Here is a 14,811-nt window from a genome sequence, read left to right on the forward strand (position 1 = left end):
CCCGCCTCCGCTTCCTTCAACACCCCGATGATCTGCTCTTCCGAAAACCTCAAACGCTTCATCTGTCCGTCCTTCCTTCAAGGCCGGACTCTAATCACTGTTGGAGGAAAATCAGGGGGTCACGTCATGCGGTACGCATATGCGGTACACTAATTCATCCTTTGAGAAGATATTTGTATCAGGATTTCAATAATTTATATGAGCGCGATGTGATGGGCATATTTTCCCTCCGTCTCCGCCACCACCCTCCTTCTTCATCGCCAAGTCGGATGCGAGCGGTTGTCCGCCGGGCTTCACGGCGTCGGCGCGTGCGACGGCGAAATTGGGGCTTTGGGCCGGGCTCCGCGCCGCTAAGACGGTCAGGGGGGCGACGATGCGCTATTTTCTCGATACCGAGTTCAACGGCTTTGGCGGCGAGCTGATTTCGATCGCGCTCGTTCCCGAGAATGCGGCGCTCGCGCCCTTTTATGCCGCGATCCCGGTTGCGGACCCGACCGCATGGGTGCGTGCCAATGCGCTGCCCGTGCTGGACGCCGAACCGCAGTCGCGCGATATCGTGCGCGACCTGTTCGCCGCCTATCTGATGAACGATCCCGCGCCGCTGCTCGTCGCCGACTGGCCCGAGGACATCGCGCTCGCGGCGCGGCTGTTGATCAGCCGACCGGGCTATATGAAGCCGGTGCGCAGCCTGCGCTTCGAACTGGTCGACCCCGACATCATCGGCCCGATGGCGGCGAGCGCGGTGCCGCACAATGCGCTTCACGATGCGCAGGCCCTGCGCGCGACGATGCTCGCCTGGGAAGCGCGGATGGCGCGCTAAAGTTTAGCCGAGGCTGGGTTCGAAATGCGCGACCATGTCGAACATGTCGCCGCGAAAGACCTGCCGCACCGTCGTCACCGCCGCATCGCCGCGCCAGGTGCTGCGTTCGAGAATCAGGCAGGCGGTGTGTTCGGCGATGCCCAGCGCGCGCGCTTCGGCGGCGGTGGCGCCCGCCGCGTGGATGCGGTGCCGCGCCGAGGTCCAGGGGATATGCGCGAGCAGCCAGGTGCCGGGTGCGACCGCGTCGAACCCTTCGTCGGCGGCGTCGGGCACCGTATCGACCGCGATCGTGCGGCTTTCGAGCGCGAGCGCGATGTCGCCCTCATAATGGAGTCCCTCGATCCGAAGCTCCGGGCCCGCCCGTTCGCGCGACAACAGTCGCCAGCGATAGACATGGCCGCGCGCCGCGATCAGTTGCGCGAGGTCGGGGACTTCGAGCACCGCCGAATGGACATGCTGGTCGGCGACGAACGACCCGGCCTTGCGCCGCCGCTCGATCAGCCCGGCGCGATGCAGCGCGCCCATCGCCTTGCTCACCGTCGCGCGCGAGCAGCCGTGGAGCGCCGCGAGTTCATGTTCGGACAGCAGGCGGTCGCCGGGGCGGAGCGCTCCCGAGCGGATATCGCCCTCGATCGCGGCGCGGATGCGGGCGTCGAAGCTCATGCGAGCAGCGCGCCGACCACGGCGCGATAGCGATCGGCGACGGCGTCGCGGGCGACATGGCGGCCCTGCGCGACCCATTTCTGTCCGCCGCGCCAGACGCAATCGATCGCATTGCCGCGCGCGGCGAAGACCCAGCGATCGAGGATGGTCCGCATATCGGCGCCTGCGAAGACCGGGTCGGTGGCCGCCAGCGTGAACAGGTCGGCGGGCTGCCCGACGGCGAGCCCGGTGCCCGCCCCCGTTGCGCGCGCGCCGCCCGCGAGCGCTTCGCGAAACAGGCGTTCGCCGATCGACGGGACGGCCTCGCTGCCGAGCAGCGCGCGGCGGCGGTCGCGGAGGCGCTGGCTATATTCGAGCCCGCGCAGCTCGCCGGCGACGTCGATCAGGATATTCGAATCGGTCCCGATTCCGATCTGCCCGCCGGCCGCGAGATAGCGCGCTGCGGGAAAGATGCCGTCGCCCAGATTGGCTTCGGTGACCGGGCACAGGCCGGCGACGGCGCCGCTCGCGGCCAGCCGGTCGCATTCGCTGTCGGTCAGGTGCGTGGCATGGACGAGGCACCAGCGCGCATCGACATCGGCGTGGTTGAGCAGCCATTCGACGGGGCGCTCGCCGCTCCATGCGAGCGATGCTTCGACCTCGCGGACCTGTTCGGCGGCGTGGATATGGATCGGGCCGCCGTCGGCGAGCGGCAGGATCGCCGCCAATTCTTCGGCGGTCACCGCGCGCAGCGAATGCGGCGCGATACCGAAACCGGCGTCGGCGGGCAGCTTCGCGCGGCTCGCCTCGACCAGCGTCGCGAAGGTGTCGACGTCGGACAGGAAACGCCGCTGGCCGGGCGCGGGCGGCGCGCCGCCAAAATCGCCATGCGCGTAAAAGACCGGGAGCAGGGTGAGGCCGATGCCGCTCTCCTCCGCCGCCGCAACCACCGCGCCTGCGGTTTCCGCGGGATCGGCGTAGCGCTGGCCGTCGGCGTCGTTGTGGAGATAGTGGAATTCGGCGACGCGGGTGAAGCCGCTTTCCATCATTTCGACAAAGACCAGCGCGTTGATCGCGGCGATGTCCTCGGGGGTCAGCCGGTCGAGGAAGCGGTACATGATTTCGCGCCAGCTCCAGAAATCATCGTCGGGACGCCCGCGAAATTCGGAGAGGCCGGCCATGCCGCGCTGGAAACCATGGCAGTGAAGATTGGCGATGCCGGGGAGGGCGATGGCGTGGCGTTCGTCACCCGGCTGTGCCGCGACTCCAGTTGCCACGGCGGCGATGCGGCCCGCGTCGATCGCGACCCGCACGCCTTGCGCCCAGCCGCCGGGTAGCAGGGCCTGTTCGAACCAGAGTGCCGTCATCAAAAATGCTCCCTCATTGTCAATTATTATGTCTAGACATAATCGGGCGATCAGGCAAGAATGAACTATGGATCGAATCTGGACCAATGCCCGAATCGCAACGCTGGCCGGAAATGGGCTGGGGCTGATCGAACAAGGCGCGATCGCCGTCCGCGACGGACGCATCGCCTGGGTCGGGGATGTGGCGGATGCCCCCGATGCGGCGGAGGTCATCGATTGTGAAGGCCGGCTGATCACCCCGGGACTGATCGATTGCCACACCCATCTCGTCCACGGCGGCAGCCGCGCCAACGAATGGGCGATGCGGCTCGAAGGCGCGACCTATGAGGAGATCGCGCGCGCGGGCGGCGGCATCGTATCGACGATGCGCGCGACGCGGGCGATGGACGAAGCGGCGCTGGTCGCCAGCGCGCTGCCGCGCCTCGATGCGCTGATCGCCGAGGGTGTGACGACGATCGAGATCAAGTCGGGATACGGACTGACCCTCGACGACGAAATCAAGATGCTGCGGGCGGCGCGGGCCCTGGGCGCGGCGCGCGACGTCCGCGTCGCGACAACGCTGCTCGCGGCGCATGCGGTCCCGCCCGAATATAAGGGCTATGCCGACGCCTATGTCGACCTGGTTTGCGAGCAGATCATCCCGGCGGCAGTCGGGCTGGCCGATGCGGTCGATGGTTTCTGCGAAGGCATCGGCTTCACCCCGGACCAGATCGCGCGCGTGTTCGACGCCGCCCGAGCAGCGGGCCTGCCGGTCAAGCTCCACGCCGAGCAGCTGTCGCACCTTGCCGGCGCCAGTCTGGCGGCCTCCTATGGCGCGCTGTCGGCCGACCATCTCGAACATATCGACGCCGCCGACATCGCGGCCATGGCCCAGGCGGGCACGGTCGCGGTGCTGCTGCCGGGCGCCTATTATTTCATGCGCGAGACGCACAAGCCGCCGGTCGAAGCCCTGCGCGCCGCCGGCGTGCCGATGGCGCTCGCGACCGATTGCAATCCCGGCACCTCGCCGACGACCTCGCTGCTGCTGATGCTCAACATGGGCGCGACGCTGTTCGGCCTGTCGGTCACCGAATGTCTGCGCGCGGTGACGATCAACGCCGCGCGGGCGCTCGGGCTGCAGGCCGACATCGGCACGCTCGAGCCAGGCAAGGCGGCCGATCTCGCGATCTGGACGATCAGCGAGCCGGCGGAACTTGTCTATCGCATCGGTTTCAACCCGCTTCACACGCGCATCAAGGACGGAAAATGCAGCTAAATCCCGGATCGGTCAGCCTCGCCGAATGGCGCGAAATCTATCAGGGCGGCGCGGTGCGCCTGTCGCCCGATTGCCGTCAGGCGATCGCCGAAAGCGCCGCAGCGGTCGAGCGCATCCTGGCACGCGGCGAAGCGGTGTACGGGATCAACACCGGTTTCGGGAAGCTGGCGGCGGTGCGGATCGAGGCGGGCGATCTCGAAACGCTCCAGCGCAACATCGTGCTCAGCCATGCGGCTGGGGTCGGCGCGCCGATGCCGGTGCCGGTCGCGCGGCTGATGATGGCGTTGAAGCTCGCCAGCCTGGCGCGCGGCGCGTCGGGCGTGCGCCCGGCGACGATCGCGATGCTCGAGGCGATGCTCGACAAGGGACTGACCCCGGTCGTCCCCGCGCAGGGATCGGTCGGGGCGTCGGGCGACCTCGCGCCGCTATCGCATATGGCGGCGGCGATGATCGGCGAGGGCGACATCTGGGTCGGGGATGACCGCATCGGGGCGGCCGAAGCGCTCGCCGGCGCCGGGTTGGCGCCGCTGGTGCTCGGCCCCAAGGAAGGTCTCGCGCTGCTCAACGGCACGCAATTCTCGACCGCTTACGCACTCGCGGGATTGTTCGAGGCCGAGCGGCTCTACCGCAGCGCGCTCGTCACCGGAATCTTGTCGACCGAGGCCGCCAAGGGGTCGGACACGCCGTTCGACCCGCGCATTCACGGGCTGCGCGGCCATCGCGGGCAGATCGAAACCGCCGCAGCGCTCGCCGCGCTGATGGCGGGGTCGGGCATCCGGGCCAGCCATATCCTTGGCGATGTGCGCGTGCAGGACCCCTATTGTCTGCGCTGCCAGCCGCAGGTGATGGGTGCGGTGCTCGATCTGCTGCGCCAGGCCGCAACGACCCTGCTCGTCGAGGCGAACGGCGTCTCGGATAATCCGCTGATCTTCCCGGGCGCTGGTCCGCTTGGGGACGAGGCGCTGTCGGGCGGCAATTTCCACGCCGAACCCGTCGCCTTCGCCGCCGACATGATCGCGCTGGCGCTGTGCGAGATCGGCAGCCTGTCCGAGCGGCGCACCGCGATGCTCGTCGATCCGGCGCTGTCGGGCCTCCCCGCCTTCCTCGTCGCCAAGCCGGGCCTCAATTCGGGCTTTATGATCCCGCAAGTCACGGCGGCGGCGCTGGTGTCCGAGAACAAGCAGCGCGCCTATCCCGCGAGCGTCGATTCGATCCCGACCTCGGCGAACCAGGAGGATCATGTCTCGATGGCGGCACATGGCGCGCGCCGACTGGCCGAGATGGCGGCGAATGTCGACGCGGTGCTCGCGATCGAATTGCTCGCGGCGGGGCAGGGGTGCGATTTCCATGGCGGCCTGACGTCGAGTCCTTCGGTCGAACGGGTGCGCGCCGCGCTGCGCGCCGAGGTGCCGACGCTCGACGAAGACCGCCATATGGCGCCCGATATCGAGGCCGCGAGCGCGATGATCCGCTTGGGCAAGCTGGTCGAACTGGTGAGCGAACTGCCGGGCCTCGCCGGATGAGTTGGCTCCACGTCGCGCGCGCCGAAACGCCCTTGATCCTGGCGTTCCCGCACGGCGGCACCGACATTCCGGCGCAATATCTGCCAGCCTATCGCTCGCGCGACCGCGCGCTGTTCGACACCGATTGGCATATCCGCCGGCTTTATGACGGGCTCGCCGAGGCGACATGCGTGTGGACCGATGTGTCGCGCGCGGTGATCGATGGCAACCGCGACCCCTCGGGCGCGTCGCTCTATCCCGGACAGGCGACCACCGGTCTTTGCCCGACCGAGACCTTTGACGGCGAACCGCTCTATCGCGATGGCGAGGCGCCCGATGTCGAGGCGCGGCGCGACGCCTATCACGCGCCCTATCACGCCGCGATCGCGCAGGAGATCGCGCGGCTGCGCGCGCGGCACGACCGCGTCGTCGTCTACGACTGCCATTCGATCCGCAGCCTGGTGCCGCGCCTGTTCGCGGGCGAACTCCCCGAACTCAATATCGGCACCAACGGCGGCGCGACCTGCGATGCCGCGCTGAGCGACGCGGTCATGGCGGCCTGTGGCGACCGCTCGTCGGTCCTCGACGGCCGCTTCCGCGGCGGCTGGACGACGCGCCATTATGGCCGCCCCGAAACCGGCGTGCACGCGATCCAGATGGAGACCGCGATGCGCGCCTATCTCGACGAAAGCCCGCTCGCCGATGGCGGCTTTCCCCTGTGGGACCCGGCGCGCGCGGAGGATCTGCGCACCGATCTGCGGCGCATTCTCGCCGCCTGCCTCGATTTTGCGAAAGGACAGATATGACCCGTCTCGACAACAGCCGCGTGATCCGCCCCGCCACCGGGACGGAATTGACCGCGAAAAGCTGGCTCACCGAAGCGCCGCTGCGCATGCTGATGAACAACCTCCACCCCGACGTCGCCGAGCGGCCCGAGGAACTGGTCGTCTATGGCGGCATTGGCCGGGCGGCGCGCGACTGGGAAAGCTATGACCGGATCGTCGAAACGCTGCGGCGGCTGAACGATGACGAGACGCTGCTGATCCAGTCGGGCAAGCCGGTCGGGGTGTTCCGGACCCACGAAAACGCGCCGCGCGTCCTGCTCGCCAATTCCAACCTCGTCCCCGAATGGGCGAATTGGGACCATTTCAACGCGCTCGATAAAAAGGGCCTGATGATGTACGGCCAGATGACTGCGGGCAGCTGGATCTACATCGGCAGCCAGGGCATCGTGCAAGGCACGTACGAAACCTTCGTCGAAATGGGCCGCCAGCATTATGGCGGCGACCTCAAGGGCCGCTGGCTGCTCACCGCCGGGCTTGGCGGCATGGGCGGCGCGCAGCCGCTCGCGGCGGTGATGGCGGGCGCGAGCTGCGTTGCGATCGAATGCCAGCCCTCGCGGATCGATATGCGGCTGCGCACCGGCTATCTCGACAAGCAGGCGGCGAGCATCGACGAGGCAATTGCGATGATCGAGGCAGCCCATGCCGAGGGCAAGGCGATCTCGGTCGGCCTGCTCGGCAACGCCGCCGAAATCCTGCCCGAAATGGTGCGTCGCGGCATTCACCCCGACCTGCTCACCGACCAGACCTCGGCGCATGATCCGGTCAACGGCTATCTCCCCCTGGGCTGGACGCTCGACGAATGGTTTGCGAAGCGCGAAAGCGATCCCGCCGCCGTCACCAGGGCGGCGAAGGCGTCGATGGCAGTGCATGTGCAGGCGATGCTCGACATGCAGGCGGCCGGCGTACCGACGACCGATTACGGCAACAATATCCGCCAGATGGCGAAGGATGAGGGGGTCGAAAACGCGTTCGATTTCCCCGGCTTCGTCCCCGCCTATGTGCGCCCGCTGTTTTGCCGCGGCATCGGCCCGTTCCGCTGGGCGGCGCTGTCGGGCGATCCCGAGGATATCTACAAGACCGACGCCAAGGTGAAGGAATTGCTGCCCGACAACGCCCACCTCCACAACTGGCTCGACATGGCGCGCAAGAGGATTCAATTTCAGGGTCTGCCCGCGCGTATCTGCTGGGTCGGGCTCGGCGACCGCCACCGGCTCGGCCTCGCGTTCAACGAAATGGTCGCGTCGGGCGAACTCAAGGCGCCGGTGGTGATCGGCCGCGACCATCTCGATTCGGGATCGGTCGCCAGTCCCAATCGCGAGACCGAGGCGATGAAGGACGGCTCCGACGCCGTGTCCGACTGGCCTTTGCTCAACGCCTTGCTCAACACCGCGAGCGGCGCGACCTGGGTTTCGCTGCATCATGGTGGCGGCGTCGGCATGGGTTATTCGCAGCACAGCGGCATGGTGATCGTCGCCGACGGCACCGAAGCGGCGGCGAAGCGGCTCGAGCGCGTGTTGTGGAACGATCCCGGCACTGGCGTGATGCGCCACGCCGATGCGGGTTACGACATCGCGATCGACTGCGCGCGCGAAAAGGGGCTCGACCTGCCGAGCCTCTAGGGCGGACACATGGAAGCGACCGGAAATGCGGGATTAGTTGTTGTAATTGAGAATCGTTCTCGATAGTGGCGGCGCAACGCTCCTCTTCAGAACGATCTCATGCACGCACCCTCTCCCCAGCGCCCGGCGACCCGGAAAAGCCGGAAGGCCTTCTGGCTGAAACAGCTGCATATGTGGCACTGGATGAGCTCGGCGATCAGCCTGATCGGGCTGGTGCTGTTCGCGGTGACCGGCTTCACGCTGAACCACGCCGCCGACATCGAGGGCACGCCGGTCGTGACCGAAAAAGCGGCGCAGGTTCCGGCCGCGCTGCTGGGCCAGCTGGCGAAGGCGGAGCCTGCCGACGCCAAGGCGCCGCTGCCCAAAGCCGTCGCCGATTGGGTCGAGGAACATTTCCCGGTTCGCGCGGGCGAGGCCGAATGGTCGGCCGACGAGGTCTATCTGCCGGCGCCGCGACCCGGCGGCGACGCATGGGTGGCGATCGACCGCGTCACCGGCGACGTGACCAGCGAAGTCACCGATCGCGGCTGGATTTCCTATCTCAACGACCTCCACAAGGGTCGCAATTCGGGCGGAGAGTGGAGCCTGTTCATCGACATCTTCGCCTTTGCGTGCCTGATCTTCGGGCTCACCGGGCTGGTGCTGCTCTGGCTCCATTCGGCCAAGCGCAAGAGCACCTGGCCGCTGGTCGGCGCGGGGCTCGCCATCCCGGCCGCCATCGCCATCATCTTCATCCATTAGGGAGTTTGTCCATGCAGTCAGCCACGCGTACGATCCTGATCGGCGGCACGCTGAGCGCCGCGCTCGCCGCGCCGGTGCTCGCCGCAGCGCCGACGACGATGGACGTCACGGTCAATATTCCGCAGCTCAAGGTTGCCGAATATCACAAGCCCTATGTCGCCTTCTGGGTCGAGAAAGCGGGCGCCAAGCCCAAAACCGTCGCGGTCTGGTACGACCATGACATGAAGGCGAACGAGGGCACCAAATGGCTGCGCGATGTGCGCCAGTGGTGGCGCGCCGCCGGACGTTCCATGACCTTTCCCGCCAATGGCATCACCGGCGCGACCCGTGCGCCGGGGGCGCAGAAGATCAGCTTCACCCGCGCCCAACTCGGCGCGGCGGCGCCGGGCGACTATGTGCTGGTGATCGAAGCCGCGCGCGAGGTCGGCGGCCGCGAATTGCTGCGTATTCCCTTCACCTGGCCCGCCAAGGCCGGGGCGGGCGGACGCGCCGCGGGCAAGACCGAATTGGGCACCGTTTCGGTCGCCTTCCGCTGATCAATCGAAAGGGCAGGACGATGAAAAAGCAGCTTTGGGGTTTTGCGGCGGGCGCCGTACTGGCGGCGATGATCGCGGTTCCGGCGAGCGCCCACCGCCAGTGGATGATGCCGTCGTCGACGGTGCTGTCGGGCGATGATGTGTGGGTGACCGTGGACGCCGCCGTGTCGAACGACCTGTTCTATTTCGAGCATCAGCCGATGCGCCTCGACGCGCTGAAGGCTTGGGCGCCCGACGGCAGCGAAGCCGTGATCGAGAATAAGGCCACGGGCCGTTATCGCAGCACCTTCGACGTCCATCTGACGCAAAAGGGCACCTGGCGGATCGCCTCGGTCGTCGATGGCGTGATGGGCAGCTATGACCTGAACGGCAAGACCGAGCGCCTGCCGCGCGGCACCACGACCGCCAACCTCGCCGAAAAGATCCCGGCCGGCGCGACCAATGTGCGGACCGCCGAATCGAACAACCGCAACGAGATTTTCGTGACTGTGGGGGAGCCGACGACGACGCTGTTCACGCCGACCGGCAAGGGCATCGAGCTCGTCCCGGTGACGCATCCGAACGACCTGATCGCGGGCGAAGCGGCAACCTTCCAGTTCCTGCTCGACGGCAAGCCGACCGCCGATCTGCCGGTCACCGTCATTCCAGGCGGCATCCGCTATCGCGACCAGCTCGGCCAGATCGACACCCGGACCGATGCCGAGGGCAAGGTTGAGATCATCTGGCCCGAAGCCGGCATGTATTGGGTGAATGTCACGACGCCGCGCGCTGAAGGCGAGAGCGAAGGTCCGCCGCCCGCCGACGCGCCGCCGACGCGTCGCGCGAGCTATGTCACGACGCTGGAAGTTCTGGCGCCCTGACCGACCGCGTCCTGATTCCCCGCGCGCTGACGCCTGCCGCTTTTGCCGGGCACGGCGCCGGGGCGACTATCGAGACTTTTGCCGGCGAAACGATGGGGACCAGCTGGTCGCTGCACGCCGTGACGCCGCCCGCAGGCGCGGCGGAAGGCGTGCAGGCGGCGTTCGATCGCGTCGTCGCGCAGATGAGCCAGTGGGAGCCGGAGTCCGCCCTCGCGCGCTTCAACCGCGCGCCGCCGGGCGAGTGGCACGAAATCCCGCCTGAGTTTGCTGCGGTGGTCGCGGCGGCGCTCGACATCGCATCGGGCAGCGACGGGGCATTTGATCCCGGCCTTGGCGCGGCGACCGAGGCCTGGGGCTTCGGCAGCGCCGGCCCCGCCGGCCCCGCCGCCGCCATTCCAAAGGCCGAACCGGCACGCGAGGCTCCGGCGCGCATCGAATATGACGCCGCGAGCCGGCGCATCCGCCGCAGCGAAGGCGTGCAACTCGACCTGTCCGGCATCGCCAAGGGCTATGGCGTCGACCTCGCCGCCGACTGGCTGCTGGCGCAGGGCGTGCGCCATTTCCTGCTCGAAGTCGGGGGCGAATTGCGGGGGGAGGGGATTCGTCCCGATGGCCAGCCCTGGTGGGTCGATGTCGAAGTGCCGCCGTCCTGGCCCGGCGCCGGATGGCGTATCGCGCTCCACGATTTGGCGATCGCGACCTCTGGCGATTATCGGCGCGGTCTGGAAATCGATGGCCAGCATTATTCGCACAGCTTCGACCCGCGCACCGGCCGACCGATCACCAATGGCGTGCGGTCGGTGACCGTCGTTCACCGCAACTGCATGATAGCCGATGGCTGGGCGACCGCGCTCACCGTGCTCGGTGCCGATGCGGCGATCGCGCTTGCCGACGACAAGGATATGGCGGCCTGCGTGCTGGCCAATGGCCGCGAATATATCTCGCGTGCGTGGGCCGCGATGCTCGACTAGCTGTCGGCCCAGCGCCGCAGCAAATTGTGATAGACGCCGGTCAGCCGCACCACCGTCGGGTCGCCCTGACCGAGCCCCATCGCCGCGCCCTGCACCCCCATGTCGAGGTCGAACAGCAGGTTGCGCTGTCCCTGGTCGCGCACCATCGACTGGATCCAGAAGAAGCTGGCGATGCGGGTGCCCGATGTTACCGGCTCGACCCGGTGAACGGTGGTTGCAGGGTAAAGCACCATATGGCCGGCGGGCAGCTTGATCCCCGGCGCCTCGGCCATACCCTCGACGACCAGTCCGCCGCCTTCATAGCTGTCGGGCTCGGACAGGAAGAGCGTCGCCGACAGGTCGCTGCGCAGCCGGAAATCGGTACCGCGCCGCTGGCGCACCGCATTGTCGATATGGTCGCCGAAAGTGCCGCCGCCGGCATAGCGATTGAAATAGGGCGGATAGATTTTGAGCGGTAGCGCGGCGGCGATGAACAGCGGGGTGCGCCCCAGCGCATCGAGCACCAGCCGCCCGGCCTCGGCCGCGGCGTCGCTGAATTCGGGAAGCTGCTCGTTGCGCTTGGCGAGCGCCGCCTGCGGGCCCGAGGTTTCGTTGCCGTCGATCCACGACGCGGCGTCGAGGATGGCGCGCAGCCTGGCGACGCCATCGGCGTCGAGCACATCGGGAATGATCCGGATCATGCGGGCGCTTCTAGAGCGAAAAGGGCGGGAACGGCAATCGCTGCGCCCGCCCTTTCGATCAGAAGTTGTAGAAGAGGCTGAACACCGCCGAGCGCGCGTCGCCGGGGGTCGCCCAGCCGCCGGTCACGGCGCCGCTCGTCGCATTCACATTGTTACGCACGCCGGTGTAATAATCCTCGTTCGTCAGGTTGGTGACGTTGAGCTGCGCCACCACGCCGTTCTTGAAGTCGTACGACACGAACGCGCGGTGGATCAGATAGTCATCGACCATGAACCGCGTGCGCTGCAGCACGTTGCGCTGGTTGGTCGCAAAGCTGCCCTGGTAGGTCAGGCCATAACCGACCTGCAGCCCGAACGGGAACACATAGGTGGTGAACAGGCTGCCCGAATGCTTGGGCGTCTGGATCAGCCGGTCGCCGCGCTGCGGATCGAGGATTGCGGCGCTGTTGCCGCAGCCGGTCGCGCCCGGCGTCGCGAGGCAGAAATCCGACACGCTCTGTCGCACTTCGCTGTCGAGATAGGTGTAGTTGGCGAAGACCGCCCAATTGGGCGTGACATTGCCGGTGACCCCGAGCGCGAGGCCGTCGACCCGCGAGCGGCCGTCGAGCACCTGCAACGACGACGGCAGATTGGGGTCGTTCGACGGGGTGCGGAAATTGCTGCGTTCGTTGCGGAACAGCGCGGCGGTCAGCAGCAGCTTCTTGTTGGCGAGTTCGGCCTTGGCGCCGATTTCAAAGGTGCGGGCTTTTTCGGGCGCGACCGCGCACGGATCGGCGCCACCGGGGGCGGCGATCACGCCGCAGCCGAGGCGAACCGTCGCCGACGACGGCGTCTTGGCATTGCCATAGGCGGCGTAGAGGCTGACATTTTCGATCGGGTGGAACACGCCGCCGAAGCGATAGGAGAAGAGATTTTCGTCGCTGACCTGGATCGCCTGCGCGGCGGTGGTCAGCGGCGTCGTGCCCGGCGGATAGGTGGCGAGCGGAATGTTACGGAATTCTGACCGCGCCTTTTCATAGCGCACGCCCGCGTTGAGCTCGAACATCGTGCCGAGTTCGAGCGTATCGAACGCATAAATGGCAAGATTGCGGCTCTTGGCCTTCGAGCGGGCGGTGACGGTGAAGTTGATCGGGCCGGTGTAGACGGTGTCGGGATTGGCGAGGTTGATCTGCGGCAGCACGACCGCCTGACCCAGCGCGTTGCGGGCGAGGCTGGCGGTGGTGATCGCATAATCCTCGAACGTCATCGAGCCGCCGACGACCAGCGTGTTGCGGATGCCCCCGCTCTCGCCGCTGACCACGGTCAGGTCGGTCTGGTTCTGGATCAGATTGTTGACCTGATCGCGGACCAGCCCGCGCGGGCCGTTGGGCTGGAAGAAACCGGGCGCCACGGTGACCACCAGCGGGTTGGCGGCGGTGCGGAACACGCCATTGGCATCGACGACGTTGGTCAGCGACACGGTGCAGGCGCTGCCCGTGGTCGCGTTGGCGATCGATCCGATCGGCTGCTGGTTGTTGGCGAGGCAGAAGGTGCCCTGCGGCGCGCTGGTCTGGCTGTACTGACCGACCCGCTGCCAGCGAGTCAGGTTGCGGACCGAGACATTGTCGCTGAACGCGTGGCGGAAGGTGGCGGTCAGGCGGTCGACCTTGGTCTTTTGCTTGTCGAGGTTGACGATGCCGAAATAATCGCTGTCGTCGACGCCGGGCAGCGGCCCGTCATTGAGCGTGCTGAGGAAGAAGGGAACGCCATAGATCGGCGTGTTGTTGTCGTCCTGATGGCTGTAGGCGAGGGTCAGGCTGGTGTCACTGTCGACGCCGATGGTGATCGACGGCGCGACGCCCCAGCGCTTGAAGCTTTCGACGTCGCGGCCGGGCACGTCATTCTGGTGGTACATGCCGTTCAGCCGCACCGCGATCAGGTCGTTCAGACGCCAGTTGCTGTCCACCGCGCCGCGGAAATAATTGTCGGTGCCGACCGCGCCCTGCACCGTCGTCGCGTTGCGCGAGAAGGGGATCTTGCTGACGAGGTTGATCGTGCCGCCGACGCTGCCCGATCCGTTGAAGACCGAGTTGGCGCCGTTATAGACCTCGATCTGCTGGATGTTGAAGGGGTCGGTGCGGCTGTACTGCGCGCTGTCGCGAACGCCGTCGATGGTGATGTCGTTGTTCGCCGAATAGCCGCGCAGGTTGATCGAGTCGCCATAACCGCCGCCGCCTTCGCCCGCGCCAAAGGTGATGCCGGGGATCGTCGACAGCGCGTCGCGAAGGGTGAGGAGATTCTGCTGGCGCAGCGTTTCCTGCGAAATGACGGTGACCGTCTGGGGCGTGTCGACGACGGGGGCGGTCGACTTGGGCGATTCGACCTCGGTCGCAAGGCTGCCGGACACGACGATGTCGTTGCGGCTGCCCGGCGCATCCTGCGCGGTGTCGGCTTCGGCGGCCAGCGCCGGGGCGCTGATCAGGCTTCCGACGCAGGAGAGCGCGAGGAAAGATGCGGACGTCGATGATTTCACGATAACCCCCTGTTGGTTTGGTTGATCGCGCCGCTATTGAGAGTCGTTCGCACTGTCAACGGATATTGATAATCGTTCGCGATATTGTCGCAACTTTGTACCAATATTCCCGAAATCGGCGATCAGCGCCGCTCGAGCCACCAGGTCTGGCGCCAGCCATAGTCGCTGGCGATCGCGCGACCGGCGGAGTCGGTCGCGGGTCTGAACCGGAACCGTTCCTCGATCAGGCGGCAGGTCGTGGCGTCGAGCGACGCGTCGCCGCTCGACCGGGTCACGCGGCAGCGGCTCACCCGCCCGCTGGCCTCGATCGTGAAGCGCACCTCGACTTCGCCGCCGACCTCGGCGCGCCGCGCCGCCCTGGGATAGTCGCGGTCGGCGATCGCGCCGCTGCGCCAGGCGGGGCGGGTGCCGCCGCCGGTGCCGTTGCCCGCTCCGCCGGCCCCGAAGCCATCGCCGCGGCC

General features: G+C 67.2%; 14 protein-coding genes. 9 read left to right on the plus strand and 5 right to left on the minus strand.

The genetic code is table 11. The features are described from left to right. Window positions 1–373 precede the first annotated feature (373 nt). On the plus strand, window positions 374–820 hold the full coding sequence (locus tag ACREB7_RS18165; protein WP_431593682.1) for a hypothetical protein: 447 nt from the start codon (window positions 374–376) through the stop codon (window positions 818–820). 3 nt (window positions 821–823) lie between these two features. Here the strand turns inward: ACREB7_RS18165 and ACREB7_RS18170 are convergent, their stop codons facing one another. Then, window positions 824–1,483 carry a UTRA domain-containing protein gene (locus ACREB7_RS18170; RefSeq protein ID WP_431593683.1) on the minus strand — a complete coding sequence of 220 codons (660 nt, stop codon included), beginning with the start codon at window positions 1,481–1,483 and terminating at the stop codon, window positions 824–826. Beyond that, window positions 1,480–2,829, minus strand: a complete 1,350-nt coding sequence (locus tag ACREB7_RS18175) for a formimidoylglutamate deiminase (protein WP_431593684.1) — start codon at window positions 2,827–2,829, stop codon at window positions 1,480–1,482. The genes ACREB7_RS18170 and ACREB7_RS18175 overlap by 4 nt, the downstream gene beginning before the upstream one ends. A gap of 67 nt (window positions 2,830–2,896) precedes the next feature. On the opposite strand from ACREB7_RS18175, the gene hutI reads away from it, so the two are divergent. The 8 genes from hutI to ACREB7_RS18215 all read left to right on the plus strand — a co-directional run bounded on the left by hutI (window position 2,897) and on the right by ACREB7_RS18215 (window position 11,158). Further along, window positions 2,897–4,084, plus strand: a complete 1,188-nt coding sequence (gene hutI, locus ACREB7_RS18180; RefSeq protein ID WP_431593685.1) for an imidazolonepropionase — start codon at window positions 2,897–2,899, stop codon at window positions 4,082–4,084. Then, the gene (gene hutH / locus ACREB7_RS18185) at window positions 4,075–5,607 is read left to right on the plus strand and encodes a histidine ammonia-lyase (protein WP_431593686.1); all 1,533 of its coding nucleotides are present in this window, start codon (window positions 4,075–4,077) and stop codon (window positions 5,605–5,607) included. Before hutI ends, hutH begins: the two co-directional genes overlap by 10 nt. Continuing rightward, entirely contained in the window at window positions 5,604–6,392 is a 789-nt protein-coding gene (hutG, locus tag ACREB7_RS18190; protein ID WP_431593687.1) for an N-formylglutamate deformylase, read from the plus strand. Before hutH ends, hutG begins: the two co-directional genes overlap by 4 nt. Further along, entirely contained in the window at window positions 6,389–8,050 is a 1,662-nt protein-coding gene (gene hutU, locus ACREB7_RS18195) for a urocanate hydratase (RefSeq protein WP_431593688.1), read from the plus strand. Before hutG ends, hutU begins: the two co-directional genes overlap by 4 nt. A 99-nt stretch (window positions 8,051–8,149) precedes the next feature. Continuing rightward, a complete protein-coding gene (locus ACREB7_RS18200) occupies window positions 8,150–8,791 on the plus strand; it encodes a PepSY-associated TM helix domain-containing protein (RefSeq protein WP_431593689.1) in 642 nt (213 codons plus the stop codon). A gap of 11 nt (window positions 8,792–8,802) precedes the next feature. Continuing rightward, the gene (locus ACREB7_RS18205) at window positions 8,803–9,327 is read left to right on the plus strand and encodes a DUF2271 domain-containing protein (protein ID WP_431593690.1); all 525 of its coding nucleotides are present in this window, start codon (window positions 8,803–8,805) and stop codon (window positions 9,325–9,327) included. Window positions 9,328–9,347: 20 nt separating this feature from the next. Beyond that, on the plus strand, window positions 9,348–10,187 hold the full coding sequence (locus ACREB7_RS18210) for a DUF4198 domain-containing protein (protein WP_431593691.1): 840 nt from the start codon (window positions 9,348–9,350) through the stop codon (window positions 10,185–10,187). Window positions 10,188–10,279: 92 nt separating this feature from the next. Then, the gene (locus tag ACREB7_RS18215; RefSeq protein WP_431593692.1) at window positions 10,280–11,158 is read left to right on the plus strand and encodes an FAD:protein FMN transferase; all 879 of its coding nucleotides are present in this window, start codon (window positions 10,280–10,282) and stop codon (window positions 11,156–11,158) included. Here ACREB7_RS18215 and ACREB7_RS18220 read toward each other — a convergent pair. The 3 genes from ACREB7_RS18220 to ACREB7_RS18230 all read right to left on the minus strand — a co-directional run. Beyond that, the gene (locus tag ACREB7_RS18220) at window positions 11,155–11,838 is read right to left on the minus strand and encodes a Fe2+-dependent dioxygenase (protein ID WP_431593693.1); all 684 of its coding nucleotides are present in this window, start codon (window positions 11,836–11,838) and stop codon (window positions 11,155–11,157) included. The two genes, ACREB7_RS18215 and ACREB7_RS18220, sit on opposite strands and share 4 nt — an antisense overlap. Before the next feature lie 58 nt (window positions 11,839–11,896). Then, window positions 11,897–14,353, minus strand: a complete 2,457-nt coding sequence (locus ACREB7_RS18225; RefSeq protein ID WP_431593695.1) for a TonB-dependent receptor — start codon at window positions 14,351–14,353, stop codon at window positions 11,897–11,899. A gap of 119 nt (window positions 14,354–14,472) precedes the next feature. Further along, a partial coding sequence (locus tag ACREB7_RS18230) for an energy transducer TonB (protein WP_431593694.1) occupies window positions 14,473–14,811 on the minus strand: 339 nt, incomplete at its 5' end.

Origin of the sequence: Sphingopyxis sp. (assembly GCF_050725615.1) — a bacterium.
Taxonomy (GTDB): Bacteria; Pseudomonadota; Alphaproteobacteria; order Sphingomonadales; family Sphingomonadaceae; genus Sphingopyxis.